The sequence below is a fragment of the Pseudomonas sp. F2 genome, from assembly GCF_057174385.1.
In genome coordinates, this window is record NZ_CM169904.1 from 2,218,205 (window position 1) to 2,243,956 (window position 25,752).

Annotated in this window: 22 protein-coding genes and 1 pseudogene; 15 read left to right on the forward strand and 8 right to left on the reverse strand. The window is 61.1% G+C overall.

Going from position 1 to position 25,752, the window contains the following annotated elements; all coding sequences use genetic code 11:
• The first annotated feature begins 52 nt into the window (after window positions 1–52).
• Window positions 53–550, forward strand: coding sequence for a hypothetical protein (locus tag AC193Q_RS09640; RefSeq protein ID WP_121186168.1), 498 nt, complete (start codon window positions 53–55; stop codon window positions 548–550).
• Window positions 551–588: 38 nt separating this feature from the next.
• On the opposite strand, the pseudogene AC193Q_RS09645 reads toward AC193Q_RS09640, so the two are convergent.
• Window positions 589–1,401: pseudogene (locus AC193Q_RS09645) on the reverse strand (VanW family protein).
• 213 nt (window positions 1,402–1,614) lie between these two features.
• Between AC193Q_RS09645 and AC193Q_RS09650 the strand changes: the two are divergent.
• On the forward strand, window positions 1,615–2,421 hold the full coding sequence (locus tag AC193Q_RS09650; protein ID WP_483879460.1) for a glycosyltransferase family 2 protein: 807 nt from the start codon (window positions 1,615–1,617) through the stop codon (window positions 2,419–2,421).
• Between the two features lie 330 nt (window positions 2,422–2,751).
• Here the strand turns inward: AC193Q_RS09650 and AC193Q_RS09655 are convergent, their stop codons facing one another.
• From AC193Q_RS09655 to AC193Q_RS09685, 7 genes are all read right to left on the reverse strand, one after another.
• Window positions 2,752–3,336: a hypothetical protein gene (locus tag AC193Q_RS09655; RefSeq protein WP_041066300.1), complete on the reverse strand. Its 585-nt coding sequence runs from the start codon at window positions 3,334–3,336 to the stop codon at window positions 2,752–2,754.
• 85 nt (window positions 3,337–3,421) lie between these two features.
• Window positions 3,422–3,604, reverse strand: a complete 183-nt coding sequence (locus AC193Q_RS09660; protein ID WP_047293368.1) for a hypothetical protein — start codon at window positions 3,602–3,604, stop codon at window positions 3,422–3,424.
• A gap of 11 nt (window positions 3,605–3,615) precedes the next feature.
• Complete coding sequence (locus AC193Q_RS09665) at window positions 3,616–3,858, reverse strand: hypothetical protein (RefSeq protein WP_095668849.1); 243 nt, start codon at window positions 3,856–3,858, stop codon at window positions 3,616–3,618.
• Between the two features lie 167 nt (window positions 3,859–4,025).
• Window positions 4,026–5,096, reverse strand: a complete 1,071-nt coding sequence (locus tag AC193Q_RS09670; protein WP_121186172.1) for a lipocalin-like domain-containing protein — start codon at window positions 5,094–5,096, stop codon at window positions 4,026–4,028.
• Window positions 5,086–7,557 (reverse strand): ABC transporter permease, encoded by a 2,472-nt coding sequence (locus AC193Q_RS09675; RefSeq protein WP_121186174.1) that lies wholly within the window; start codon window positions 7,555–7,557, stop codon window positions 5,086–5,088. The genes AC193Q_RS09670 and AC193Q_RS09675 overlap by 11 nt, the downstream gene beginning before the upstream one ends.
• Window positions 7,554–8,207 carry an ABC transporter ATP-binding protein gene (locus AC193Q_RS09680; protein ID WP_121186176.1) on the reverse strand — a complete coding sequence of 218 codons (654 nt, stop codon included), beginning with the start codon at window positions 8,205–8,207 and terminating at the stop codon, window positions 7,554–7,556. The genes AC193Q_RS09675 and AC193Q_RS09680 overlap by 4 nt, the downstream gene beginning before the upstream one ends.
• 195 nt (window positions 8,208–8,402) lie before the next feature.
• Complete coding sequence (locus AC193Q_RS09685; RefSeq protein WP_121186178.1) at window positions 8,403–10,100, reverse strand: sulfatase-like hydrolase/transferase; 1,698 nt, start codon at window positions 10,098–10,100, stop codon at window positions 8,403–8,405.
• A gap of 389 nt (window positions 10,101–10,489) precedes the next feature.
• Here AC193Q_RS09685 and AC193Q_RS09690 point away from each other — a divergent pair, with 389 nt between their 5' ends.
• The 13 genes from AC193Q_RS09690 to AC193Q_RS09750 are packed head-to-tail and all read left to right on the forward strand — an operon-like array spanning window position 10,490 to window position 25,723.
• Window positions 10,490–11,842, forward strand: coding sequence for a UDP-glucose dehydrogenase family protein (locus AC193Q_RS09690; protein WP_121186180.1), 1,353 nt, complete (start codon window positions 10,490–10,492; stop codon window positions 11,840–11,842).
• Entirely contained in the window at window positions 11,839–12,876 is a 1,038-nt protein-coding gene (locus AC193Q_RS09695) for an NAD-dependent epimerase (RefSeq protein WP_097088761.1), read from the forward strand. Before AC193Q_RS09690 ends, AC193Q_RS09695 begins: the two co-directional genes overlap by 4 nt.
• Before the next feature lie 18 nt (window positions 12,877–12,894).
• Window positions 12,895–13,641 (forward strand): sugar transferase, encoded by a 747-nt coding sequence (locus tag AC193Q_RS09700; RefSeq protein ID WP_047293357.1) that lies wholly within the window; start codon window positions 12,895–12,897, stop codon window positions 13,639–13,641.
• On the forward strand, window positions 13,641–14,288 hold the full coding sequence (locus tag AC193Q_RS09705) for a CpsD/CapB family tyrosine-protein kinase (RefSeq protein WP_041066276.1): 648 nt from the start codon (window positions 13,641–13,643) through the stop codon (window positions 14,286–14,288). The genes AC193Q_RS09700 and AC193Q_RS09705 overlap by 1 nt, the downstream gene beginning before the upstream one ends.
• Before the next feature lie 21 nt (window positions 14,289–14,309).
• Window positions 14,310–15,335 carry a polysaccharide biosynthesis/export family protein gene (locus AC193Q_RS09710; RefSeq protein WP_483879461.1) on the forward strand — a complete coding sequence of 342 codons (1,026 nt, stop codon included), beginning with the start codon at window positions 14,310–14,312 and terminating at the stop codon, window positions 15,333–15,335.
• Between the two features lie 17 nt (window positions 15,336–15,352).
• Complete coding sequence (locus AC193Q_RS09715; protein WP_121186182.1) at window positions 15,353–16,945, forward strand: Wzz/FepE/Etk N-terminal domain-containing protein; 1,593 nt, start codon at window positions 15,353–15,355, stop codon at window positions 16,943–16,945.
• Window positions 16,942–18,033 (forward strand): glycosyltransferase family 4 protein, encoded by a 1,092-nt coding sequence (locus AC193Q_RS09720; RefSeq protein ID WP_121186184.1) that lies wholly within the window; start codon window positions 16,942–16,944, stop codon window positions 18,031–18,033. Before AC193Q_RS09715 ends, AC193Q_RS09720 begins: the two co-directional genes overlap by 4 nt.
• Window positions 18,030–19,397: an O-antigen ligase family protein gene (locus AC193Q_RS09725; RefSeq protein WP_121186186.1), complete on the forward strand. Its 1,368-nt coding sequence runs from the start codon at window positions 18,030–18,032 to the stop codon at window positions 19,395–19,397. Before AC193Q_RS09720 ends, AC193Q_RS09725 begins: the two co-directional genes overlap by 4 nt.
• Complete coding sequence (locus AC193Q_RS09730) at window positions 19,394–20,362, forward strand: glycosyltransferase (protein ID WP_121186188.1); 969 nt, start codon at window positions 19,394–19,396, stop codon at window positions 20,360–20,362. The genes AC193Q_RS09725 and AC193Q_RS09730 overlap by 4 nt, the downstream gene beginning before the upstream one ends.
• A complete protein-coding gene (locus tag AC193Q_RS09735) occupies window positions 20,355–21,491 on the forward strand; it encodes a glycosyltransferase (protein WP_483879462.1) in 1,137 nt (378 codons plus the stop codon). Before AC193Q_RS09730 ends, AC193Q_RS09735 begins: the two co-directional genes overlap by 8 nt.
• 13 nt (window positions 21,492–21,504) lie before the next feature.
• Window positions 21,505–22,506: a polysaccharide deacetylase family protein gene (locus tag AC193Q_RS09740; protein ID WP_047293349.1), complete on the forward strand. Its 1,002-nt coding sequence runs from the start codon at window positions 21,505–21,507 to the stop codon at window positions 22,504–22,506.
• Window positions 22,503–23,807, forward strand: a complete 1,305-nt coding sequence (locus AC193Q_RS09745) for a lipopolysaccharide biosynthesis protein (RefSeq protein WP_047293348.1) — start codon at window positions 22,503–22,505, stop codon at window positions 23,805–23,807. The genes AC193Q_RS09740 and AC193Q_RS09745 overlap by 4 nt, the downstream gene beginning before the upstream one ends.
• A complete protein-coding gene (locus AC193Q_RS09750) occupies window positions 23,804–25,723 on the forward strand; it encodes a hypothetical protein (protein WP_047293346.1) in 1,920 nt (639 codons plus the stop codon). The genes AC193Q_RS09745 and AC193Q_RS09750 overlap by 4 nt, the downstream gene beginning before the upstream one ends.
• The last annotated feature ends 29 nt before the right edge of the window (window positions 25,724–25,752 follow it).

The window sequence follows — 25,752 nt, forward strand, 5'->3', positions numbered from 1 at the left end:
TATGCAGAAACCATACCCATTCTTTGCAGCCCTTCAGTTTACATGAGCACCCATGAATAAACATCAAATCACACTCACCAATAACTGGACCGCCACCTTCGAAAACAACGGTGAGTTCCGCATGGGAGTCGAAGGCTGGAGCTTGCTCCTGGAAGGATCTGACGGCAGAAATATCAAATACTTTTCGGACAAGGTCATATTGGTCAACGATGACGACGGCACCCAGGCTAATTCGTGCATTCGTCTATCCAGCGACGGTGTCTACGGTTATTTGAGTACAGCCGTTGACAGCTGCTGGGTGATCGATTTCTCGCGGTGCATGATCGCCCCGCACCGAGTGAGCATCCATCACTACCATGACGCCTATGACGAAAGCGTGGCAGCTTACGAACAACCGGCCTTCAAGCGTGTGAGGCAATACATCAGTGTGGTTGGAAGGTACATCTATCTGACCTTTCCACTGACCAAAGATGAAGACTTCCCCAAGGTATGGGAAGAGTATCTATCCATACGCAAACGCCAACTGGATGAGCTCTATTTCAGAAACTGATCAGTGGGCGCCAATATCATCGTAGCTATTTGTGCGCCCTACCCGATCAACTCGTCCATCACCTCATACTTAACCACCACCCGATTCCGATACAACCTCACCCGCTCCACCAATTCCCCCACCTGCCCCTTCTCCCTCACCTCCCGCCAGATCTCATTCTCCCGATACACCCGCTCTCCCTCCCGTACAAACCGGTGCCCTTCTTGAAACACATGATACCGATACTCCCGCACCTGATCGCACAACAACTCGCCCTACAGCTGCGTGTCCCCCACATTCAACTTCAACTGAAAACTCCGACCCGTCGGGTTGTGCAGTACCAGATCAACGTAGTTGTAGAAAATTGCCGCGCCGGAACCGAATGGCAGTACTCGTCCTTCGTCCGGGAATGGATCGAAGCTGTGGTTGGAGCGCTCGACCACGACCAGCGGTGAGTGGATCGCCATCCAGTGGATCAGGTTGCTCAGTTGGCAGATTCCGCCGCCGATACCGCTGCGTGCTTCGCCGAAGGACAGCTCCATGCCTTCGACGTAGCCGCGTTTGCGGGTTGGGCGGCCGACGAGGCGGCAGAAGGAGAAGTGTTCGCCGGGGGCGATGATGAGGCCGTCGATGGCGGCGACGGCGAGTTTCAGGTTGATGACTTTGTTGTGTTGCAGGGCGAGGTCGGAGTCGTCGAGTTTGCGGATGAGTTTTGAGGTGTGTTTCAGGTAGCGGAATGGCATGCGGTCAGCGCCGGCAACCAGGCGTGCGTAGCGATTGCTGGAGCAGTGCCAGGCGATCTGGCGGAACAGTCTTTTTTGCCACACGCGCAGCCAGTACAAGGCCGGGTGGTAGAGGGAAAGTGGTTTCATCCGTGGGGCGACGGCAGGTGCCGTTTCTTCCTTGAAGCATCTGAGGATGCGCGCAGTTTAACGTGTGGACCGGATTACATGCGCGAGATGTCGTGTCTCGAAACACCTCGCCTCACTTCCTGAACAGCAAATTAAGCTTCAACTAAGCTTGCGTCGCTAGCATCCCGGCCCGAGAGACACCTGTCGCCGATCAACCGCGGATGAGCTTCCCGAATGAGCCAGTTTGATTTACCAGCCGTTACGCAGCCGAATTTCAGTCTTGTATTGGTAAATTACAAAACCCCGGACATCACCCGGATGTGCCTGGAGTTGTTGCGCCAGCATGTCCAGGAACAGCGCATTCCGGTTTGGGTGGTGGACAATGATTCTGCCGACGCCAGTCTGGATTATTTGCGCTCGCTGGACTGGATCAATCTGATCGAACGCTCTTCCCCCGGCAAAGAAGCGGGACATATCGCCCATGGCAAGGCGTTGGATCTGGCGCTGGGAAAAGTTGAAACCGACTATCTGTTTTTGCTGCACACCGACACTTTTGTCTACGACAAGGAAGTCTTCGCGATGATGCTGCGTGAGTGTACAAAGTCTGCGGACATCGCCGCAGTCGGGTGTGTCGAGCAAATCAATCGAGGGATTCTGAGAGACACCTGGCGACTAACTTCGCGGTTTTGCAAACACTATATTCGCCGGGCGAAAACGGCATTGGGTTTGCGCAGCAAAGAGCCGAAACCTTATCGGGAAACTCATCTCAAGAGTTTCTGCACTTTGTGGAACGCCAAGTTGATGAAGTCCCATGGACTGCACTTTTGCATGGATGACCGAGTGCCCGGTTATACCCTGCAGGATCGAATGGTCGGTCTGGGCTATGGCATCAAGCTGCTGTCACCGCGCAAGATTTTCCGCTATCTGGATCACATCCAGGCAGGCACCGTCGCTGCCGCCGGCACCTACGGCAAAAACCACCGTCGTACCAGAATGTACGAGGCCACTCTCAAACGTTTTGAAAAGCAAGCATCGGTTTGATCATGAACACAAAAAAGGGCGACCGCAAAGTCGCCCTTTTTTTAATCTGAAATTGTATACATCCGCTCCGAAGAGGTGTTCGCCCAGTGTAATGGCCTGGCAATCCATGCACCGGTAAAGAGCCCTGACACTGGGCGAACGGGAAGGATTTTAATAGAAGTTGGCGGATATGTCGTCATACACAAAGGTAAATTTTATGTACGAAGAAGTTAATAGATATTTATCGACGAAATCCTTTCGTGAAACTTTCAAAGCACGGCTCAGCTCATTTCAGATGATTGTTCTCATACAATAATTTGTACAAGAACAATCATCTTGTAGAGTTAATACTCAGCTTTCATGCTGACTGGTCACTTTTAATACATCGGTATAAGTGACAACTACGCTCTGCCCTACTTTCAGATCTTTCAGCTTGGCTTGGATTTCAGGCTTTTTCACGTCGAGGGTTTTCGACTGACCCTGCGGGTTTTGCAGGGTCACCTGATTATTCTTCAAATCAATTTTGGTGATTTTCAGTTGCACCTGAATCTGGCGATAAGCCTCGCCGCCCGGGTTTTCGCTGCCCGGCGCCTTGCGCAGCTCACCGCTGCGTTCGACGGTGCCAGGCAGACCTTTATCCACATCGGTATCGAGGTAAGCCGCCACCGAGCGTTGTACTTCGAGTTTTACCAGGTCGCCGACCTTGAGGTTGGCGAGGTTTTTCGCCTTGTCGCTGAGCTGGACGTGAACCTGACGGCCTTCTGCACCTTCGAGCACGACCTGATGGTTGGCCGCATCAACGGCCAGCACTTTGGTGGTGACCTGATCGGCCTCGATGGTGGCGGACAGCGGAATGTCCGCCGCCATGGCAACGAAGCTGGTGGCGGACAGAACGGTTGCAAGGGTGATGGCCTTGGCCAGAGCGTGGAGCTTCATAAGCGGTACTTTCCCTGTAGTGAATGGCAGCAACCGGCGCCAACGCGTGTTTGGCGCCGAATGTGCCACTGAGCATAGACGCTGTTCAGGGCTTGGCTTTCGATTCTGCCGCAGCAGTCTCTTGCGCAGTGGATTCGCCACTGGCGGTGCCCTTGCCGCTGTCCTTGCGTTGCTTGGGGTCGGTCGGGCGCAGGGCGTCGTTATCGCGCTCGGTCTCTCCCGGTGGCCGGGGTTCATCGGGATGTTCACTGGGGGATACGGGTTTCATGGGAGTGCTCCTCAGGCGTCAGGGTCATCCAGTTCATTGGCGACATTCGCGGCGGGCGAATTCTTGTGCAGGTCATCGGCCTTGGCGCGCAGGATCTGCCACTGCTCCAGATCGATCGCGCCTTGACCGAGCAGGTCGTCGGCGATGCGTTGCAGGTCGAAATAGTGAGCGTCGGGGGACTGCTGCCAGTAGGTCTGATCGTCGAACAGGCGCTGCCAGGTGCTGAGGTCTGGGGGTTGCAGGTCGTCGCTCATGGCTAATCCTCCACGGGTAATAGTTTGTAGAGGCTGCGCAATGAAACGGAGTTCAACCCAATCCCTGTAGGAGCTGCCGCAGGCTGCGATCTTTTGACTTTGATTTTTACAAACAGGATCAAAAGATCGCAGCCTTCGGCAGCTCCTACATGAATGGCAATCAGCAGTCAGTATCCGGTCATTTCAAGATAGCCGCGCCCGCCATGGCTGCCGCTGATCTGCACCGGGCCCTCCCAATAAGGAATGCGCAGGTTCATCCAAGCCTTGGGGTTGAGCGCGTCGAGACTGATGTCGAGGTGTTTGTCGGGAATGCTGATCGACCAGCGCACCGGCATCGTGTGCCCGGCAACTTTTGCGGTGTTTTGCGGCGTGAGTTTGATCTGCTCAGCGTGCAAGGTTTCAGTCTGGCCGTCGGCGTTGATCCAGGTGCCGGTCAGATACGGTGCGCCATCGGTTTGTCGGGTGCGAAACAGCATCAGCGATTCACCGCTGTCCAGATGCAGGGAAAACCAGTCCCAGCCGGTCTGATTGGCCGCCAGCGGCTGGCTGCTCCACTCACGGTCCAGCCATGCCGGGCCACTGACGGTGTAGGTCTGGCCGTCGATTTGCAGGGTGCCGCTGGCCTGAAAGAACGGCTGACTGTAGTAGTACGAGGCCTGGCCCTGCTCGGATTTGCGGCTGAAGCCGTTGTCGCCCTGCAACACCAACGGGCGGCTGGAGGTGAGGTGCAGTTGATAGCTGAAGGCTTTGTCGCGGGCACTGAGTTGCACATCCGTCAGCGGATCCTGCGCCTGGCTGGCGAAGCGCCAATCATCGATCCACACCTCGAACGGCGCCACGTTCACCCCGGCTTGCCCCACTCCGCCCCGAGCATAGCGCTCGGCGGCATGGTGCGCGGTGGCCGACGTCACCGCGGCATGCCCGAGCCAGATCGTCTGGCTGGCCCAGCCCGGTTGCTCTGGCGCAGGTTTCAAGGCGCTGCGAAACAGCGTCCATTGCACACCGAAATCGTGGCCCTGCTGATCCTTGAGATTGGCGGTGACGTACCACCACTCGATACGAAACCCATCGTGGGCGCCGTGATCCGCCGGGAAGCTGAATACCCGCCCCGGCACCACAGCGGTGAACTGCGCAGCCTGATCGCCAAGTCCGGCGAAGCCCTTCTGCTCAGGTACAGGCTGATCGCAACCGCCCAACACCAACAGCGTGAAAAGCAACGCAACCCGGTTAATCCTCATGAGCAAACGTCCTCAGCAGATCCGCCGGTTGCGTGCGGTACAACGAATACAGCGGCCACGCCGAGGCCAACAGCGTTGCCAGCAACGCCAGCCCGAGCAGCTGCAGCAGTTGCAGCGGGAAAACCCGCAACGGCAAACGCCAGCCGAACGCCTGCACATTGATCACCGCGTCCAGACACCACGCCAACGCGATCCCCAGCGGCAACGCCAGCACCAGCGTCAGCAACGCGAGCAACCAGGTCTGGCCGAGGTTGAGCAGCATCAACTGCCGGCGCGTCACGCCCAAGGCCCACAGCGGCGCCAGTTGCCCGAGGCGGCTCTGACTTTGGGTCAGCAAACTGATGAACAGCGCCACACCGGCCACCGCCAAAGTGAGGCTGTTGAGCGCGGCGGTGGCGGCGAAAGTGCGTTCGAACACTTGCACCGACCAGCCCTTGAGCCGCGCCTGATCCACGATGCGGCTGTCATCGAGCTGAAAGCGCGTTTGCAGCGCGGTCAAAAACCACGGGATGTCGGGCGGCGCGATACGCAGGTTGAAACGGTTCGGCGTCAGCGTCGGCCACAGGCGCAGCAGGTGGTTGCTGTTGACCAACAGATGGCCCTTGGGATTGCCGTAATCGGCGTAGATGCCGACGATGCGCGGTGACCACGGCCCGCCCGGCGTCGGCACGCTCAGATGATCCCCCGCGCGAACCTTCAGCCGTCGCGCCAGTTGTTCGCTGAGCATCACCGCATCGTCCGTCGCCAGGTGCGCCCACGGATCACCGGCGATCGCCTCGAGCAACGGCCAGTGCTGCCGGTAATAAGGATGATCGATCACCCCGAAGACATCAGCCGGCCAGCCTTGCAGGGTCACCGCGACTTGCCAGTTGGGCAGCACCGCGCTGACGTTCGGCTGTTGTTTGAGCCAGACGTACATCTCGCGCGATTGCGCCGGATTCACCGGGTTGAGGTACAGCTCGGCACTCAGGCGTTGTTCGAGCCAGTCGTTGAAGGTCTGGCGAAAACCGGCGGTCATGCTGCCCGCGCCGATGTTTGCCGCCAGCGCCAGCAACAGCGCCATCAGCGCCAGACTCAGTGCCGGTAACTGTTGGCGGCAATCAGCAAGAAACCACTGACCCAGCACCGAACGACTGCGCCCAAGCAATCGATTGAGCACCGCGCTGAGCACCACCGGCAACGCCAGTGCGGCACCGAGCAGCAACCCGGCCATCAACACAAAACCACTGCTCAGGCTGTCGCCGAACAGCAGCGCCAGCAGCGCGATTACGCCCAATAGCACCGCCAGCCAACCCTGACGGCGCAACCAGCGCGCATGTTGCTGATGCCAGGCCTGTGGGTCCGCCACCGCCAATAGCGGCAAACGTGCCGCCCGCAACAGACTGTTGGCGCCGGCCAGCAACGCGCCGAACAGACTCAGACCAATACCGCTGAACCACCACCATGGACTCAGGCGTAACTGCCCCGCCACTTCCGCGCCGTATAAACCACGCAGGCTGGCGGCGACATCCGGCAGCAATACGCTCGCCAGCCAGTAACCGCTGACGACTCCGAACACCCCGCCAATCAACGCCAGCACACCGAGTTCGACGATCAGGCTGCCGATCAGCATCCGCGCACCGACCCCGCAGGCACGCAAGGTGCGCAGCAGGCCACGACGCTGCTCCAGCGCCAGACCGATGGCCGCGTGCACGATGAACAGCCCGACCACGAACGAGAGAAATCCCAAGGCATCAAGATTCAGGTGAAAGCTCTCGGTCAGGCGCGCCAGATTGTTTTCCTCGGCGCTGCTTTTGAGCTGCAACCGGCCATTGAACGCGGCCGGCAACTCGGCGTGAAAATCCTTGGGCAGTAACAAGCGTGACACTTGCCCGGGTTGCTCCAGCAGACTCTGCGCGACGCCAATGTCCACCAGCAACACGCCCGGCGCCATGTCCTTTTGTACCTGCAGCGGTGGCAGGTTTTGGCCGTTGACGGCCTGGGGTGTTGCGCCTTCGCTGAGGTTCAGGGCCTGCAAGGTCTCAGGCGAAATCCACGTAACGCCTGGCGGCGAGAAGAACGCGACGATGCGCTCGATTGGCATCGCCTGCCCGGCCACGGCGGAATCCACCGGCAGCGACACCGGTTCGATGCCCATCAGCTGCAGGCGCTGATCCGGGTGATCCTTGAGTACCAGCCGCCCCTGCAGCAGCGGCGAGACCGGCCAGCCCTGGCGGCGCAGGTCAACGAACCATTGCTGGGTAAACGTCGCGCCATTGGGCGTAGCAAGGCTGGCCTGCGGTTCGCCGCCGATCATCTGGCTCGCCCGGGCGTAACTGTCGCGGGCCTGACTGTTCAGCGCCTCGACGCCGGTCAACAGACTGGTGGCCAGCCACAATCCCGTCAGCACACTGAAGAACTGCACCGGATGCCGCCGCCAATGGCTGAGCAGCGCACGCAGGGTTTGCCAGAACACGTTCACGTCAGACGGCCCTTGGACAACACCACCCGCTGCGCCAGTCGCGCCGCCACGCGTGGGCTGTGCGTGACCATCAGCAGCGTGGTCGGCGTGTCGTCGAGCAACTCCAGCAACAGGCGCAGCACTTCATCGCTAGTGGCTTCGTCAAGGCTGCCGGTGGGTTCGTCGGCCAGCAGCAGTTTCGGTCGCGACGCCAACGCCCGGGCCAATGCAACCCGCTGCTGCTGGCCGCCCGACAGTTGTTCGGGATAACGCTTGAGCAAATCACCCAAACCCAGGCGCTGCACCAGATGCGCTTGCCAGCGCGGGTCATGGCGTCCGGCCAGGCGCGCCTGAAACGCCAGATTGTCCTCGACCCGCAGGCTGCCGATCAGGTTGAACTGCTGGAACACCAGACCGATTTCCGTGCGGCGCCAGTCGGCCAGTTGCGCTTCGTTCATCTGCTCCAGCCGATGCTCGCCGCTGTGGATGCTGCCGCGATCCACCTTGTCGAGGCCGGCGATCAGGTGCAGCAAAGTGCTTTTGCCACTGCCGGATTCGCCCATCAGCGCCAGGCTGCCGCCGGGTTCGAGCGTCAGGTCGACGCCTTGCAGCACGGGCAATGAGCCTTGGGGAGTGAGGTAACTTTTGAAGACGCCTTGAACCTGAAGCATGCCGCCATCCGTTGGATCAGTGTGGGGCAAGGATAGCGGATTGCGGGCTGATCAAATCAGTGGTGTTTGCACTGGCCCCATCGCTGGCAAGCCAGCTCCCACAGGGATTGGGGTTGTCCACAAACACCAGGTTCACCCTGAAACACTGTGGGAGCTGGCTTGCCAGCGATGAGGCCAGTGAACCCGACACAACGCTCAATCCCCGGTCGCCACACTGGTCGCCGCCTCCCCCGGCGTGACAATGGTGTTCAGATCAATGTGCTTCCACTCAGGCCTGGCCCCCAGCCGCGCATTGAAGCGGTAGTTGAAGGTGAAATCGTCCGCCGTCGGCAGCGTCAGCGGTTTGCCATATACCGCCTCGATGCCCGCCAGGTCGTAACCCATCAGCTGCAGCAGCGTCGGGAAAATGTTGTAGTGACTGGAACGGTCCTTGTTCACCGGCAATGACTGCGCCCAATCCGGGCCGTGCAGTTGATCGCCCTGAATCACCACCAGCGGCACCAGCCCCTCCTCCTCCACCGGATCACCACCGCAGTGGGTATTGAGCCCGGGATTGCCGCGCTCATGCAGGTCCTGGCCGTGATCGGAGGTGTAGATCAGCAGCGCATTGTTCAGCCTGGCCTGGGCAAATACCCGGGCGAAAAACTCGCCCACGTTCCATAACACCGTGTTCTTGTAGGCGTTGCGGTACAGCAGCCAATCGTCCGGCTGGCCGTTGAAACCGTCGCGTTTGCCGGTATCGGCGACTTCGGTGAACTGCCCGCGCGGCAGGGTCGGACGGTAGGCCATGAAGGCGTCGGGGTACTTGTCGTGCACCGGGAAATGCGCGCCGACTTTATTGATCACCACCAGCTCCGGCTGATCGTCGTTGAGCAACTCGATCAGCTTCGCGGCGGCAGCCATGTCGCGGTCTCGCACGCTGGTCTGGTCAAACTGCACGAACTCGTCGATGTCCTTTTTCTCGGTGTCGGTCATCAGGTTCTGCAGATTGCCGGCGGTGCGCTGGGCGTCGATGTAGACCGTGCGCAACCCGGCCTTTTTCGCGTACTGCCAGATCGACGGCAGCGTGCTGTTGATCCGTATGTAGTCGGCACGCGTACCGCCGTAACGCAACGTAACGTTGGTATCGGCGCTGCAGTTGGCAATGGACGCGGCGTAGCCGTAGTTGAAAATCTCGACCCCCGGATGCGCCTGCTTGAGGTTGCTGTGCACCCCGAACGGCGCGTTGATGTCCAGGTAATTGCCGGAGATGCTTTCGTCGATAATCAGCACGATGTCGTGATTGACCGTCGCAGCGCTGCGCGCCAGCGTCACGGGCTCACGCGGACCGACCGTGTTGTGCAGCGCTTCATAGGTGAACAGGTTCAGATAGGCCAGCGGCGTGTACATGATCGGCAAGCCCCGCGCCCCCTCGCCCGCCCGCAGGAACAACACCGCGCTCAACAGCAGCACACCACACACCGGCGCCGCCACCCTTAATGCATTGGGCACTGCCAGCGCATGCCGCGGTTTGAGCCCGATGCCGAACAGCAACACCAGGCCGCTGAGCACGCCATGAATGATCGCGTCGCGATACTGGTAAGCGGCTTCCTGAATGAAGCCGCCAGAGTAAACCAGCGAGACAAAGCTGCTGTAGCTCAGGTAATCCGCGGTGACCCGGGTATAAACATCGAAAAACACTGCCGAGACAAACAGTGTTATTGCGAACAAGTGGCGAATGAGAGCTTGACGAATATACGCCGTTAGATATAACGCCAAAGTAAGCGCCAAAAACATCGCGCCAAAAAGAAGTACAGCAAAACCTGCGCCGATAGCATTTAACCGATCAATGTAATATTCGGAGTAAAGCAGCAAGTAAACAAATAAAAGTAATTCTTTGGCATATCTGAACATGGCGATACCGCTCGCGCAAAACGGCAGGGAGTCAAAGGTTTGTCGGTCAGAACCTGACACTAGCACCCGGCCATCAAAGCGCAAGAATTGACTGTTTTTTTCACAAAGCGTCAAAAAACCGGTGACTCAAATCTGACACACACGAAACGCTAGAAGCCTTTAAATTAAAGACTTACAACCGTTTATCGCTTATTTTGAATCTGAACAAATCTGCAAAAAATCAACAAATCCAATCGCAGCAATGACTTGATGGCCAATCGCCAAAAAGCGCTCAAGTGTTATACAGGTGCAACATGTCATTTTGCTGACACGCTTTCCAAACCCTGCGCTATACCCCTTTTACAGTCTTCTTCCGAACTTCTTCTTTTCGCTCTATCGAGGGTGCGCAGATGGACGTGAGCGTATTTGGCACCGGCTATGTCGGATTAATTCAAGCCGCCGCACTTGCCGATGTGGGACATCGGGTTTTATGTGTCGATATTGACCCGAACAAGATTAAACAACTGCAACAAGCCGTGCCGCCTATTAGCGAACCGGGCTTATCCGCTGCACTGGAAGAAAACATCAAGGCTGGCCGTCTGCTGTTCAGCACCCAGGCCAGCGACGCAGTGGAGCATGCCGAGTTGATCTTCATCGCCGTAGGCACCCCCGCCGATGAGGACGGTTCCGCCGACCTGACCCATGTGCTCAACGTCGCCCGGCAGATCGCCTCGCACATGGAGGCCGATCGTACCCTGATCATCAAGTCCACGGTGCCGGTCGGCACGGCGGATCAGGTCGCCGCCAAGGCCTGCGAAGAATTGCAGCGCCGCGGCCGCAGCAGCCTCCAGGTGAGGGTGGTGTCCAACCCCGAATTCCTCAAGGAAGGCAGCGCCCTCGCCGATTGCATGCGCCCGGACCGGATCATCATTGGCACCCGCGATGACGCGGCCCGCGAACAGATGAGCGAGCTGTACGCGCCGTTCTGCCGCAACCACGAAAAACTGATGTTCATGGACAACCGCAGCGCCGAGCTGACCAAGTACGCGGCCAACGCGATGCTCGCTACGCGTATCAGCTTCATGAACGAGCTGGCGAATCTCACTGAATTGCTGGGCGCCGACATCGAAGCGGTGCGCAAAGGCATCGGTTCCGATCCGCGCATTGGTTACCACTTCATCTACCCCGGTTGCGGCTTCGGCGGTTCATGCTTTCCCAAGGATCTGCGCGCCCTGCTGCACACCGCCGAACACAACGGCATGCCGCTGAAACTGCTGCGCAGCGTCACTGATGTCAACGACAGCCAGCGGCACATTCTTTTCAGCAAACTCAAGGCGCAGTTTCCGCAAGGCCTGGCTGGCAAGTCGATCGCGATCTGGGGCCTGGCGTTCAAACCCAATACCGATGACATGCGCGAAGCCCCCAGCCGCTACCTGATGGACGCGCTGTGGGCCGAAGGCGCGAGCGTGCAGGCCTACGATCCGGAGGCCATGTCCGAATGCCGGCGCCTGTACGGCTATCGCGACGATCTGCACTTGTGCGCCACCCGCGACGACACCCTGGAAGATGCCGATGCGCTGGTGATCTGCACCGAATGGAAGAATTTCCGCGTGGTGGATTTCGAGCTGCTGGCGAGCAAGTTGCGCTCCAAAGTGATTGTCGACGGTCGCAACCTCTACAACCCGGAACACGTGGCCGCCGCCGGTTTGCATTACAGCGGCATCGGCCTGCGCCACATCGCACCCGAAGGACTGCGCCCATGAAAATCCTGGTCACTGGTGCAGCCGGCTTCATTGGTGCCCACTGCGTGTTGCGGCTGATGCGCGACGGGCATGCGGTGGTCGGCCTGGATAACTTCAACGGCTACTACGACCCGCAGCTCAAACATGATCGCGTGCAATGGGTGCGTGACCAGGTCGGGCATTTCCCGCTGGCACGCATTGATCTGGCCGATGCCGCCGCGATCGAAGCGCTGTTTGTCCGCGAGCAACCGCAGGTGGTGATCCACCTCGCGGCGCAGGCCGGGGTGCGCTACTCGCTGGAAAATCCGAAAGCCTATCTGGACAGCAATCTCTGCGGCTTCCTGAACATTCTCGAAGGCTGCCGCCACCATCCGGTGGAGCATCTGATCTATGCCTCGTCGAGCTCGGTGTATGGCGCCAACCAGCACACGCCGTATTCGGTGCACGACGGCGTCAATCACCCGCTGTCGCTGTACGCCGCCACTAAAAAAGCCAATGAGCTGATGGCCCACAGTTACAGCCACCTGTTTGGCATTCCCAGCACCGGCCTGCGCTTTTTCACTGTGTACGGGCCATGGGGGCGGCCCGACATGTCGCCCATCCAGTTTGCCCGGGCGATCACCGAAGGCACGCCGCTGAAACTGTTCAACTACGGCGAGCACCAGCGCGACTTCACCTACATAGACGACATCGTCGAAAGCATCGCGCGCCTCACCGACCATCCGCCACACAGCCACCCGGAGTGGGATCGCGAGCACCCCGACGCCGGCAGCAGCATGGCCCCGTGGTGCCTGTTCAACATCGGCGGCCACCACCCGGTGGAGCTGAAAACCTACCTGGCGCTGATGGAAAAACACCTCGGCCAGAAAGCCATTGTCGAGCTCTTGCCCCTGCAACCGGGCGATGTGCTCAACACCTGTGCCGAGACCGATGATCTGGCCCAGGCCACCGGGTTCCAGCCCCGGATCGAGCTGGATGAAGGACTGGGGCGTTTCATCGCCTGGTTTCGCGACTACTACCCCACTGCCTATCGCCCACGCGCCGCTCGCGGCTGAACATCAGCGGAGGACCCCATGACTGGACATGAACAAGGTGTACCGATCAACCAGATGCGCCGCGACAAGCGCATGGATCCCGAGCACCGAATGCGCCTCGATTCCGCCATCCACAGGCAGGGCCGTGGCTGGCTGACCGGCCGTGACGGTGGCCGGCCATGGACGCTGTCCCGCACCAACCGGGTGTTGGCCTGCTTCGGTGCGCTGGTGCTGCTGGTGGTGTTTTCGCCGCTGCTGCTGGGCCTGGCGCTGGCCATCAAATTCACCAGCCCGGGGCCGGTGATGTTCGTGCAGAAACGCACCGGTTATCGCGGCCGCACCTTCGGCATGTACAAGTTCCGCACCATGGTCTGCAACGCCGAAGAGCTGAAGGAATCGCTGCGTCACCTCAACAAGCACGGGGTCGACGCCATCGATTTCAAGATCGACAAGGACCCACGCATCACCGGTATCGGCGGTTTCCTGCGGCGCACCAGCCTCGATGAACTGCCCAACCTGTTCAACGTGGTGAGCGGTGACATGCGCCTGGTCGGCCCGCGGCCGACCTCGTTCAACGCCTACCGCTACAAGGACAATCACCTCGCGCGCCTGAGCATCTACCCCGGCATGACCGGCCTGTGGCAGATCTCCGGACGCAGCAATATCGACTTCGACCAGCGCGTTGAGTTGGACCTCAGCTACATCGCCGAGCAAAGCCTTTTGCTTGATCTGAAGATCTTGTTGAAAACCCCTTTCAAAGTATTCAGCGGCCACGGAGCAAGCTAATGGACGGTTCAACCAACAAAAGCCTGAGCATTGCCAACCCCAGCGAATCGAACCTGATTTCGACCGTGCTGGATCTGGATCTGCGGATCCTGTTCCTGACCGCCGCCAACCCCGGCGCCGGTACCACCACCAGCGCGTTGGCGCTGGCCAGCCAACTGGCGCAGATGAGCAGCGGCCAAGTGCTGCTGGTCGACGCCAGCCAGTCGGCGGGCAGCCTCACGCAGCAATTGAACCTGGGCAAGGAGCGCGGCCTGCGCGACCTGCTGTTCAACCCGGACAACCCGCCGCTGTTGCAGGATTGCGTGGTGCAGGTTTCCAGCCTGCCGTTCCACGTGCTGCCCAACGGCCGGCCGATCCGCACCCTGGAGCACTTGACCGCCGAGCGCCTGAGCCCGCTGCTCGACCGCTTGGGCACGCAGTATCGCTTCGTGGTGATCGACGGTGACGCGGTGTATTCCGCCGCCGACACGCTGGTGCTCGCCACTCAGGTCGATGGCGTGGTGTTCGTGGTCCGCGCCGAAGACACCCGCTGGGAAGTCGCCCAGGCCGCCGTGCAACGCCTGACCCAGGCCGGGGCAAAAGTGGTCGGCAGCGTATTCAACCGGCGCAAGTACTACATGCCCAAGTGGCTCTACAAAAACCTGTAAGCAAACGCGAGGGATGACGCCATGAACGCCAAGATACTGGTTCTGCTGATGCTGCCGCTTGCAGGCTGCTCGAGCAATTCCGAAACCCAGCACATGCCGGTGAATATTCTCACCGCCACCCCGGCCAACGCCCAGGCCACCGACATGCCGAAGATCGAGCAGACCTTGCGCCCGCAAGACGTGCTGGATGTGATCTTCCACATCAGCACCAGCGGCTCGGACGCCTACCGCGTGCAGTCGGGTGACCAGATCGGCCTGAACTTCACCGCTGCCAGCCAGCTCAATGGCAACCAGTTGGTGCTGCCCGACGGCACCATCAATCTGCCCGGCGCCAACACCTCGGTGAAAATCGCCGGCCTGACCGCCGATGAGGCGCGCGATGAAATCCAGCGTGCCTACCAGCGCAAACAGCTGTTCCAGCCCAACCGCAATCAACTGACGGTGCAGGTCATTAGCCCGCTGACCAATGAGCACAACCTGAAAAGCGCGCTGAATCACCCCGCTACCGGCATGAGCCGCGAGATCACCGTGGGCAACGACGGTTATGCGAGCTTTCCGGAAATCGGCGCCGTGCCGCTGCAAGGCATGACCATCAATCAACTGGAAACCTTCCTCAACCAGAAGTACGCGCAATTGCCGGGGCGGATGAGCGTCGATGTGATGCTCAAGTCCACCGCTGGCAACGAGATCTACGTGCTGGGCGAGGTCGGCCAACCGGGCTCCTACCCGATCCGCCGTCCAGTGTCGGTGCTTGAAGCACTGACCCTGGCGCGCGGCACCAACGTCAAGGCGCGTCTGGACTCGGTGGTGATCATGCGCCGCAACGGCAATCAGGTGCAGGCCGTGCACTACGACGTGGAAAAAGCCCTGTCGGGCGATGCGTCGCAGATCGCCTATCTGCAACCGGACGACATGCTGTTCGTGCCGAAAACCAAGCTGGCGAGTGCCGGCGATCTGGCCCGGCAACTGGCCGACGTAGTGTTGTTCCAGGGCGTGGGTTTCAGCTTCGGCTACCGCGTCGACAACAAAGGCAGTAACAACAACTGACTCTCAGGTGACCGATCATGAATCCAAAGGAAAACTACCTGCATGAGTTCTTCAGGATCTTCTTCGCCAACAAGCAGCTGGTGAAACGGGTCTTCCTGATCTTTGCAGTCATCGCGTTGGTACTGCCGCTGGTGCTCAAGCAGAGCTTCGATATCACCGCCCAGGTGATCGTGCAGTCGAAAAAACTTTCCCAGGGTGACGCCACCACGTCACTGACGGTCGATAACGCCACCTTCATTCCGCCGTCGCTGGCGGACATGGAAACCGAAAGCAACATCCTGCGGTCCCCGGCGCTGATCCGCCAGACCATCAGCGAGCTACGCGACAAGGGCGAGTACGACCCGCCTGTGGGCGTAGTCGCCAAACTGGTGAGCAACCCGTTCCGCCGTTACGTCTCTTCGCCGCTGCGTGAGTACGTGATCAATCCGCTGCGCAACATGCTCGGGCTGCAAACCGATCCGGTGCGTGACACGGTGCTCGATGGCTTGACGCAAGATGCGATCGACAGCCTGAAGATCGAGACCCTGCCCGGCTCCAACGTGATCTCGATCATCTACAGTTTCCCGGATCCGCATCAGGGCACCACGTTCGTTGCGACCCTGCTGCAGAACTATCTGGTCAGCCGTCAGGCGCTGCAGTCGATCGACCTGCCGCAGTCTTTCTACGAAACCAAGAAGCACCTGTATCAGGTGCGCCTCGATGGACTGGAAGGTAATCGGCAAGCGCTGCTGGAGAGTGTTGCATCGTCCGATCCGAAAGAAGAAATCACCTTCCGCCTGAACGCGATCAATACCGAAGAGCAAGCCCTGAACCTGTATCAGGATCGCCTGTTGCAGAGCCAGCGCTGGCTCGAATACCTGAAAACCGCGCTGACGGCCGCCAGCAGCAACAAGCTCAACGACTACACCTTCCCCTTCACCTTCACCACCACCGTCGATAACGTGGCGTTCGAGGATCGGGAAATCAAACAGTTGGGCGAGCAACTGACCACGCAAGTCAGCCGCTACATGAATGACCTCGCGGTGTTCCAGCCCGGCAGCGAGCCGATGCTGCTGACCCGCGAGCAGATCGCCCGCACCCGCCAGCAGTTCCTCAAAGTGGTGAGCAACCGTATTCAGGAACGCACCAACGACCTGGCCGTGGTGCAACAGGTGATCGATCAGAAAACCGCGCGCATCGCCGAGTTCAAGAACCGCATCCACACCTTGCAACAGACCCAGAGCAAGCTGCGGCAGATGGACACGGAAATCGACGCGCTGCACACGGCGTTCTCGACCTATGCGCAACGCTTCGCCGAAAGCAGCACCGCCGGTTCGCTCAACGATGACCTGTCGAACGCCAAAGTGCTCAGCCCGCCGTTTGAGCCAACCGAGCCGGCGTTCCCCAAACCGCTGCTGATCATCCCGTTCGGGCTGTTCACCGGTCTGCTGCTGGCGATTGCCCTGGTCTATGTGCGTGAGTTCTTCGATCACCGGTTCAAACACCCGGCGCAAATCACCCACGAACTGGGCCTGCCCGTGTTGCTGGTGATCAACGACGAAAACGTGCTGCCGAGCAATCCGCACAAGAACTGGACCGTGCCAAGCTTCGTGCACTGGGTGCGCAATTGAACACGCTGTCCACCCCGAACGCCGCGCTGCCGATCATTCACTTGCTCAGCAGCGGCGGCTTCTATGGGGCCGAGCGCATGTTGCTCGATCACTGCCTGGCGACACCGGGGCAGCACCAGGTGCTGTTTCTCGATGCACCGCCAGCGTTGATCGCGCGCTTTCGCGAGGCCGGGGTGGACTGTCGTGGTTGTGCCGGGCCGGGTGAGTTGTTGCGCCACCTGCGGGCCCGGCGCAGCGAACGACCGCTGATCAACACCCACAACTTCAAGGGGCTGTTGTTCGGCTGGGTCGGCGCGACGCTGTTGCGTTTGCCGCTGGTCATCACCCAACACGGCTTCACCCCGCGCAGTCGCAAGCAGAAGTTCTACACCTGGCTGAGTCTGCAGTTGTGCCGCACCGCCTCGGTGGATCGGGTGGTGTGCGTGGCCGAGAGCATCGCCGTATTGCATCGTCAGGCCAGCGTGCAAGCTGAAAAGCTGCAGGTGATCCCCAACGGGTTACCCGCCGCCGCCGCGCGGGTCAGCAACGTTGACCGTCAGCGCTGGCTGGCCGGTTATGTCGGGCGCTTGAGCAGCGAGAAAGGCCCGGACCTGTTTCTCGATGCCCTGATTCCGCTGTGTCACCAGCATCCGCAACTGGACGCGGTGATGCTCGGCGACGGCCCGGAACGTGAGGCGCTGCTGGCGCGGATCGACGCCGCAGGTTTGCAGCAACGAATTCGCCTGCCCGGTTACCAGACCGCCATGCAGCCGTGGTGGCAGCAACTGGATGCGCTGGTGATCAGCTCGCGCACCGAAGGCACGCCGATGATTCTGCTCGAAGCGATGCAGAGCGGCGTGCCGGTGGTGGCGTTTGCGGTCGGCGGCATTCCCGATGTACTCGAGCATCGGCACAACGGCTTGCTGGCGACACCCGCCGCCAGCGCCGACCTCGCCCGCCAGCTCGATAACCTGCTGAACGAGCCGAACCTGGCTCGGCAATTGTGTGACAACGCAAAGCGTACGCAACAGGATCGCTACGACCTCAAGGCCCTGGCCGAACGCTGGTCGCAGCTGTACATCCGCACGGCACGGGAGGCACGCGCATGATTTTCCCGCTCTCGATCGTCACGCTGCTCGGTCTGGTGTGCATCGGTTTGCTCGCCAGCCCTTATCCATTTCTCGCACCGGGTGCGGTCATTGGTCTGGTGGGGTTCACGGTGTTGTACCGCAAGCCGACCTGGGGCCTGCTGGGCATTGCCGCGCTGGTACCGTTTGAAGGTTTCTTCAAGGACAGTGCGCTGTCCGGAAGCAAACTGATCGGCGCCTCGCTGGCGGTGATCGTGATGCTGCAACTGGCCCTGCACCTGATTCCCGGCGAGCGCCTGCGCAGCAATATCTGGCGGTTTCTGCTGTGGTTTCTGGTCCTGTATTTCCTCAGCCTGCTCAACACCGATGACGTGGGCATGTCGCTGGGACACCTGCGCGAACTGAGCGTCGGCCTGATCTTGTTTGTCATTACCCTGTTGATTGGCCGTGAACTGAATCTCGACCTGTTCGCCCGACTGGTGACCCTGAGCGTCAGCACGACCTGCGCCATGGCGATGTTTTCGGTCAAATTCCAGGATCAGGGGCGCGCTGCCGGTCTTCTGGAAGACCCCAACGCGTTTGCCCTGCTGATCGCCTTCGCCATTCCGTTGGCGCTGCTGCTGGTGATTCGTGGGCCCAACCTGCTGCACCGATTGTTCTGGGGCGCTTGCTGCCTGCTGCTGCTCGGTGGCATGACCAAAACCGAATCGCGCTCCGGGCTGGTGGTGGTGGCCTTGAGTCTGCTGATCGGCTGCTGGCACTACCGCGCGCAACTCACCCGGATCCGTCCACGGCACCTGGGGTTCGCCATGCTCGGTGCGGCGATCGTGATTCCGCTGGCGATCTACGCGATGCCCGCCGGCTACGTCGCGCGCATTCAGTCGCTGAGTATTCTCAGCGCCGGTTCCAAGGCACAGGACGAATCCCTCGGCCGCCGCGCCTCGTACATCGTGGTCGGCGGGCAGATGATCCGCGAGAACCCGCTGCTCGGTTCCGGCCCCGGCACCTTCCCGCTGCACTACGCGACCACCGGCTACGCCAAGGCGTTTTCCGCCAACCGCAAGATCGGCGACCTGTACCGCCGTGCGCACAACACCTACCTGGAAATCTTCAGTGAACTGGGGATTCCTGCCGGCCTGCTGTTCGTCGGCATGCTCGGCCTCGGCCTGTACAACCTGATTCGCGCACGCGCCGCGTGGATGCGGCGGCGCGACTGGCAACAGGCGGACCTGATGACCCACCTCGGCGTGAGTTTCCTGTCGCTGACCCTGTTCCTGATGTTCCTCAGCGCACCGAATCAGAAATACGTGTGGATCATGCTCGCGCTGACCAGCGTCCTGCGCCTCAAAGCCGAACAGGCGCCACTGACCGAGGCCAGACCATGAGCCGGATCAGCATCATCATCCCGATGTTCAACGAGGCGCGGCACATTGGCCGCACGCTGCTGGCCGCGCAAAAAGCCGCACATGCGGCCGATGTCGACTGCGAGTTGATCGTGGTCGACAACGGTTCGAACGACGACGGCCCGCACATCGCCCGCCAGTTCGGTGCACAGGTGCTGGTGCTGCCGGGCCTGCTGATCGGTGCGCTGCGCAATCGCGGTGCGCTGCTGGCAAGCGGCGAGTGGATCGCGTTTATCGATGCCGACGTCGAGATGCCCGAAGACTGGCTCAAGCCCTTGTTCGAGCTGCAAGCCGAGGGTCAGGCCGACGTGTTCGGCCTCGACCTGCACACCCCCGCTGCCGCGCCGTGGTACGCCACCGCCTGGCAACGCCGCACGCTGCGCCCGCCGAGCCAGGCATCGCATACGGTGGATTGGCTGCCCAGTTGCAACCTGCTGATGCGCCGGCACTGGTTCGACAAGGTCGGTGGTTTCAACGAACACCTGCGCACCGGCGAAGACAAAGAGTTCACCCTGCGTCTGCACGAACAAGGCGCGCGGCTGCTGTCGGTGAACAGCAGCGTGGCCCTGCACTGGGGCTACGAAATGAACTGGCGGGAGTGGATGGGCAAGGAAATGTGGCGGCAAGGCAGTCACTTGCAACTGCTGCGCACCCATGGGTTCAGCCTGCGGCTGCTGCGTTTTCCGCTGCTCTCGCTTGGTGTGTGGATACTGGACTTTCTGACCCTCTCGGCCTTGCTCGACGGCTTTCCGCATCACGCTGCAATCATGGTGATGCTGACCCTGGTGCCCGCACTGGTGCTGAGCATTCGTCAGAGCGCTCGGCACCACAATGTCGTTCTGACCCTGCAACTCTGGGGCCTGCACTGGCTGCGTCTGCACCTGGCGGGCGCCGCGTTCATTCTCAGTCTGTGTCATTGGAATGCCAGGAGGCCTGCCCGTGGCTGAATTCATTTTCTGGCTGTGCCTGCTGCTGCCGGTGTACGCCTACCTCGGCTACCCTTTGCTGCTGACCGTGCTGGCACCGCTGTTCCCGGCCTGGCGCCACAGCCCGGCGCCGCCGCTGAACATCAGCATCGTGATCGCCGCGCACAACGAAGCGCGGCATATCGAGCACAAATTGCGCACGCTGCTGGCGCAGGACTATCAGCCGGCCACGCTGCAGATCATCCTCGCCAGCGACGGCTCGACCGACGACACCGTGGCCTGTGCGCACAAGGTGGTCGATTCGTGCATCACCGTCCTCGATCTGCCGCGCCAGGGCAAAGCGGCAACGCTGAACGCCGGGGCGGCGCTGGCGACCGGCGATATTCTGGTGTTCACCGATGCCGATAACCAATGGTCGCGGGAAACCCTCGGCTACCTGCTCGCGCCGCTCAGTGATCCGAATGTCGGCGCCTGCGCCGGGCACATGGTGATTCCGGTGACCGGTGGCGGGTTGAGCGTCGGCGACAGTCTGTACCGACATTACGAGGGCTGGCTGCGCCGGGTGGAGAATCGCACCGGTTGCATGGTCTCGGCCGACGGCGCCCTGCTCGCCCTGCGCCGCGAGCTGTTCCAGAGCGTACCGGCGGAGGTCAATGACGACTTCTTTCTCAGCACCTGCGCGCCGGTCGCCTTCAAGCGCATTGTCTATGTGCCCGAGGCGCAGGTGATCGACCACGGTGTCGACGAAGCGGATAAACAATTCCGCCGCCGTCAACGCGTCACCGTCGGTGGCCTGCAAAGCCTCGCCCAGCGCCGTGAACTGCTCAACCCGTTCAAACATGGCTTGTATTCGATTGCGCTGATCAGCCACAAACTGATCCGCCGCCTGGCACCGATCCTCCTGTTGCCATTGCTGCTGAGCAATTTCTGGCTGTGGGAGGACCACGGATTCTATCGACTGGCCCTGATCGCCCAACTGTTCGGTTACGCCGTGGCGATTGCCGGACTGCTGGATTCACAACACCGGTTACCCAAACCGTTTCGCCTTGCGGCATTTCTGCTGGTCACGCTGGCAGGCATGAGCATCGGCCTGTGGCAGTTCCTGCGCGGCCAGCGTTACGCCCAGTGGAATCCTGAACAAAACCGTTGAAAGGAGCGAAGCCATGGCGATCAAACAATTAATAAAACGCACCAGTGGCTGGCTTTACCTCAATTCCCCGGTGGGACGTAATCAGCTGCACGGCGCCGGGGTGATCCTGATGTTGCACCGGGTGCTGGCCAACGACCGCGCCGCCGACCTGCCGCACCGCAATGAGCTGTGTGTCGGACCGAAAGCCTTCGAGCACCTGCTGGTGTGGCTGCGCCGACACTTCGATTGCGTGCCGCTGATGGACATCCTTGCGCCCACCTCACTGCGCAGCGACCGTCCACGGGTGGCGCTGACGTTCGACGACGGCTGGCGCGACAACGCGGTCAATGCGTTCCCGCTGCTGCAAAAACATCAGGTGCCGGCGAGCATCTTTCTCTCCACCGACTTCATCGGCAGCCGCCAGCGCTTCTGGTGGGAAAGCCTTGGCGAGACCCTGTGGGGCAGCCATGGCGAAAAGGCCCGCATGCACTTGATCGAATACCTGCACATGATCCATCGCCCACTGCCGGTACTGGTCGATGACATTGATGTCGACCGTCGCAGCCTGTCGCTGCTGCATTACCTGCAAAGCCTCAAAGACCTTGAACCGGCGATGCTCGAACGCCTGACTGACGAATGTCCGCCCGAAGCGCAGCCGCAAGCGCTGGACTGGCATCAGGTGCGGGCGCTGGAAGCCTCGGGACTGGTGCGTTTCGGCCCGCACGGCGCCAGCCACGCGATCCTCACGGAACTGGACGATGTGCGCCTGAGCGAAGAAATCCGTCGCAGCCGCGACGCCTTGAACAACGGCTGCAACCGGCCACTGCCGGTGTATTGCTACCCCAACGGCAACAACGACGACCGTGTGCGCAGGCAGATTGCTGCCCACGATTACCCGTTCGCGCTGGGCACCGGCACCGGCATCTATCGCGGCGAAGGCGATCCACTGAACCTGCCACGTTTCGGCGTCAGCCAACGCACCGCGCGTAATCCCGAGCTGCTGTCGTGGCGCATCTTTCGTGGAAACCGGCCATGAGCCGCAGCCATTACCTCAAGCATCTGGCGCTAAGCATGGGCACCAAACTGGCGATGATCGCCTTGCGTTTGCTGCGCAACGTGTTGCTGGCGCGGATCCTCGGCCCCAGTGAGCGCGGGCTGTTTGCGCTGCTCAGCACCTTGCCCGATCTGATCAGCGCTGCCACCAGTGGCGGGTTGAATTCAGCCGTCGGTTATCAGGCCGCCAAGCAACGACCGATGGGGCTGCTGCTGAGTCAGGTGCTGGTGTTCGGATGCTTGCTCGCCGGCCTGTTGACCTTGTTGGTGGTGGCGCTGGTGCGTGAGTTCGGCAGTGAACTGGATGTCACCGTGCAGCTCGGTCTGCTGGCCTGGCTGTTACTGCTGGCGGTACCGCTGACCGTGCTGAAAAGCGGTCTGCTGACCCTGCACAACGCCTCCGGTGGCGTGGTCGCGTTCAACGCCTTGCGCCTGACCGAATCGCTGGCGCCGCTGCTGCTGTTTCTCGCGCTGTTCTGGATGTGGAAAAGCGCGGCACTGGAAGCGGCGTTGATCAGTTGGCTGGCCGGAATCAGCCTGGTGGTGCTGGCCGGTTGGGTCTGGCTCAAACGCGCGCAACCGCTGCACCTGCAATGGGATCGCGCCAGCCAGAACGAACTGCTGCGCTACAGCGCGCGCAGCCATCCGGATCTGCTGTTCCAGCAGGTGATTCTGCGCTCGGACTACCTGTTCATCGGCGCTCTGCTCGGCAGTACCGCGCTGGGTCATTATGCGATGGCCAGCGCCGCCGCCGAACTGCTGCTGATCGTCCCGGAAGCGGTGACCACGCCGCTGATGAAACGCCTGCTGCAACAGGACGAAGGCATGGACAAGGTCACCCCGCTGGCCCTGCGCCTGACCGCCACAGTGATGCTCGGCGCGTGCCTGAGCATGGCCGTGATCGGCAACTGGCTGATCGTCACCCTGTTCGGCATCGCTTACCAACCGGCGTATCCGGCGCTGCTCGCCTTGCTGCCGGGGCTGCTCGGGCTGTGCTACGCGAGCATCCTGCGTCTGGACCTGCTGGGAAAAAACCGCCCCGGTACGGTGTCGCTGCTGATGGGCCTCGGCGCCCTGCTCAATCTGGCGCTGAACCTGGTGTTGATTCCGGCCTACGGCATCGTCGGCGCAGCAGCGGCGTCGTCGATTGCCTATCTGGCGGTGACGGTGGCGATGCTGGTGTTGTACTGCCGTTTGAGCGGCGTGGCGTTCTGGCAAACCCTGATCATCCTGCCCAGTGACATCGCGCCGATGTGGCAGATGCTGCACCGGAAGGCCGCATGAACCGCCTGGTCCTGCTGCTCGGTCTCGGCCTGTCGCTGGACGCCTTTGCCGCGTCGATGCGCTGGGGCGAGATCCGCGACGGCAGCCTGTATCTGCAAGCCGATCGCCCGGACAGCGTGACCGTGCGCTGGACCCCGGCGTGGCAGGCCGACGCCAACGAAGAGCATCTGTACCTGCTCGACGGCCAGGGCAAACTGCAGGGCGAACGCTTGATCAAGGCCAGCGAAACCCGCGGCACCCAGAGCTGGCCGTTGCTGCCCGGCGCTGCCAGTTATCGCCTGGAAATCCCTGGCTACAGCTTCCGCAATTATCGGGTCGAACACGATGAGCACACGGTAGCGCTGTTCGAGCCGGCCAAGGTGCATTTCAGCGCGCAGACACAGAACGGCGACGAGCTGTATTTCAAGGTGGCGCCGGGGGAACAGGCGGTGCTGGCCGGCAAGTTTCATGGCGGGGTCAACGCGCTGCAGGCGCAACGCGTGGGCGATGATCAGCCACTGACGCTGGCGCTCAAACCCTATCGCGCCTACTGGCAGTTCGATCAACTGGCGTTGCCGGTCAGCGAACGCGAACAGGTCTGGCGTCTGCGCCTGCAAGGCAGCGGCAAAGCGGCGTTCTGGCTCGACGGCACGGCCAATCGGTTTGCGCAGACGCCGCAGCAACTCAAACCTGTGCGCGAAGAGACCGGCCAGATCCACCTGACCCTGCACGAAAAAATCCTCGGACGCACGCCGGATCTGGGCATCGCCCTGCCCTATGTGATGCCGCCCGCCAGTAGCCATGCGGTGCTGGATGCGTTGAAAGCGACCGCCGCCAGTTACTACAGCTTTGTCGATGTCACGGCGAAGAACCCGCACTTCGAAGACGCATTCCGCAAGGTTTATCAGGAGCGTTTCGGCATCCGACAGGACATCACCCTGCTCGCCGGCAGCCAGCGTCAGGCCGATCTGCGCGCCGATGTGCAAAGCAATGGCGGGCTCGACGCGTGGCTGGCCAGCACCCGCGCCTTGGGCGGCAAAGGCACGCACTACATCGGTTTTGCCGATGAGCCGAACCTCAACTATTCGAGCTTCGAGCAATACCGGGCGATTTTCGCCAGCATGGCCAGGCAAGTACGCAGCGATCCAGCGAATGCCAGGGCCGGCGTGCGCATCGCCATGCCGGCCAGTTCGCGGCTGGTCAACGGGCCGTTCGCCGATAACGCGGCAGACAAGCGTGGCATTGACTGGGCGCGGCGCTTGCTCGGTGAATCCGCCGGGCAGATCGACGCACTGGCCTGGCACGAATGGATGATCCGCGATCTGCTCGCCACCCGGGTCTACCGCGACAGCGTGCGCCGCGCTGCCGAACTGGTTGGCCTCGACGCTCGCGGCCAACCGCGCAAGGCTTTGCTGCTGGATCAGACCAACCTGTCCAGCGGCTCCAGCCTCAGCCCCTACGATCAGGAAACCCGCTACGCCGCGCTGTGGTGGACCTCGGTGGTGATCAACGCCTCGCAGGACGGTTTGCTGAGCATGCTCAACTGGTTTCAGGCCGCCGATGAACCGGAATACCCCAAGGGCATGATCCGGGTCCTGGGCGCTGAGGGTTTCGAGCTGAAACCGGTGGGGCTGGCCCAGCAGTTCATCGCGCAGCACTGGCTGCATCAGGTGCTGTGGCTGGAGAACGACGGCTTTGAAGTCGATGTGCTGGCGATGGCCGGCGACGCCCAGCGTGGCCTGCTCGGCGTAAACAAGGGCACGCGACTGCAGCAAATCGAATTGAACGGCGCCCGGTGCCCGCTGAGTAACGGTGCATTGCATTACTTCGGCGCGGACAACCGCAGCCGCGACGCGCCGTTTCTCTGCCAGGACGGCCGCGTACGTTTCGAGCTGCCGGGGCAGACCCTGTTCGCCCTCAGCTGGACCCCTTCATGAACCGTCGATTCATGTTCTGCCACGCGGGC

Excerpts from the sequence above, each read along its gene's own strand:
- AC193Q_RS09640 (WP_121186168.1), top strand. The coding sequence starts at position 53 with ATGAATAAACATCAAATCACACTCACCAATAACTGGACCGCCACCTTC.
- AC193Q_RS09650 (WP_483879460.1), top strand. The coding sequence starts at position 1,615 with ATGAGCCAGTTTGATTTACCAGCCGTTACGCAGCCGAATTTCAGTCTT.
- AC193Q_RS09655 (WP_041066300.1), bottom strand. The coding sequence starts at position 3,336 with ATGAAGCTCCACGCTCTGGCCAAGGCCATCACCCTTGCAACCGTTCTG.
- AC193Q_RS09660 (WP_047293368.1), bottom strand. The coding sequence starts at position 3,604 with ATGAAACCCGTATCCCCCAGTGAACATCCCGATGAACCCCGGCCACCG.
- AC193Q_RS09665 (WP_095668849.1), bottom strand. The coding sequence starts at position 3,858 with ATGAGCGACGACCTGCAACCCCCAGACCTCAGCACCTGGCAGCGCCTG.
- AC193Q_RS09670 (WP_121186172.1), bottom strand. The coding sequence starts at position 5,096 with ATGAGGATTAACCGGGTTGCGTTGCTTTTCACGCTGTTGGTGTTGGGC.
- AC193Q_RS09680 (WP_121186176.1), bottom strand. The coding sequence starts at position 8,207 with ATGCTTCAGGTTCAAGGCGTCTTCAAAAGTTACCTCACTCCCCAAGGC.
- AC193Q_RS09685 (WP_121186178.1), bottom strand. The coding sequence starts at position 10,100 with ATGTTCAGATATGCCAAAGAATTACTTTTATTTGTTTACTTGCTGCTT.
- AC193Q_RS09690 (WP_121186180.1), top strand. The coding sequence starts at position 10,490 with ATGGACGTGAGCGTATTTGGCACCGGCTATGTCGGATTAATTCAAGCC.
- AC193Q_RS09695 (WP_097088761.1), top strand. The coding sequence starts at position 11,839 with ATGAAAATCCTGGTCACTGGTGCAGCCGGCTTCATTGGTGCCCACTGC.
- AC193Q_RS09700 (WP_047293357.1), top strand. The coding sequence starts at position 12,895 with ATGACTGGACATGAACAAGGTGTACCGATCAACCAGATGCGCCGCGAC.
- AC193Q_RS09705 (WP_041066276.1), top strand. The coding sequence starts at position 13,641 with ATGGACGGTTCAACCAACAAAAGCCTGAGCATTGCCAACCCCAGCGAA.
- AC193Q_RS09710 (WP_483879461.1), top strand. The coding sequence starts at position 14,310 with ATGAACGCCAAGATACTGGTTCTGCTGATGCTGCCGCTTGCAGGCTGC.
- AC193Q_RS09715 (WP_121186182.1), top strand. The coding sequence starts at position 15,353 with ATGAATCCAAAGGAAAACTACCTGCATGAGTTCTTCAGGATCTTCTTC.
- AC193Q_RS09725 (WP_121186186.1), top strand. The coding sequence starts at position 18,030 with ATGATTTTCCCGCTCTCGATCGTCACGCTGCTCGGTCTGGTGTGCATC.
- AC193Q_RS09730 (WP_121186188.1), top strand. The coding sequence starts at position 19,394 with ATGAGCCGGATCAGCATCATCATCCCGATGTTCAACGAGGCGCGGCAC.
- AC193Q_RS09740 (WP_047293349.1), top strand. The coding sequence starts at position 21,505 with ATGGCGATCAAACAATTAATAAAACGCACCAGTGGCTGGCTTTACCTC.
- AC193Q_RS09745 (WP_047293348.1), top strand. The coding sequence starts at position 22,503 with ATGAGCCGCAGCCATTACCTCAAGCATCTGGCGCTAAGCATGGGCACC.
- AC193Q_RS09750 (WP_047293346.1), top strand. The coding sequence starts at position 23,804 with ATGAACCGCCTGGTCCTGCTGCTCGGTCTCGGCCTGTCGCTGGACGCC.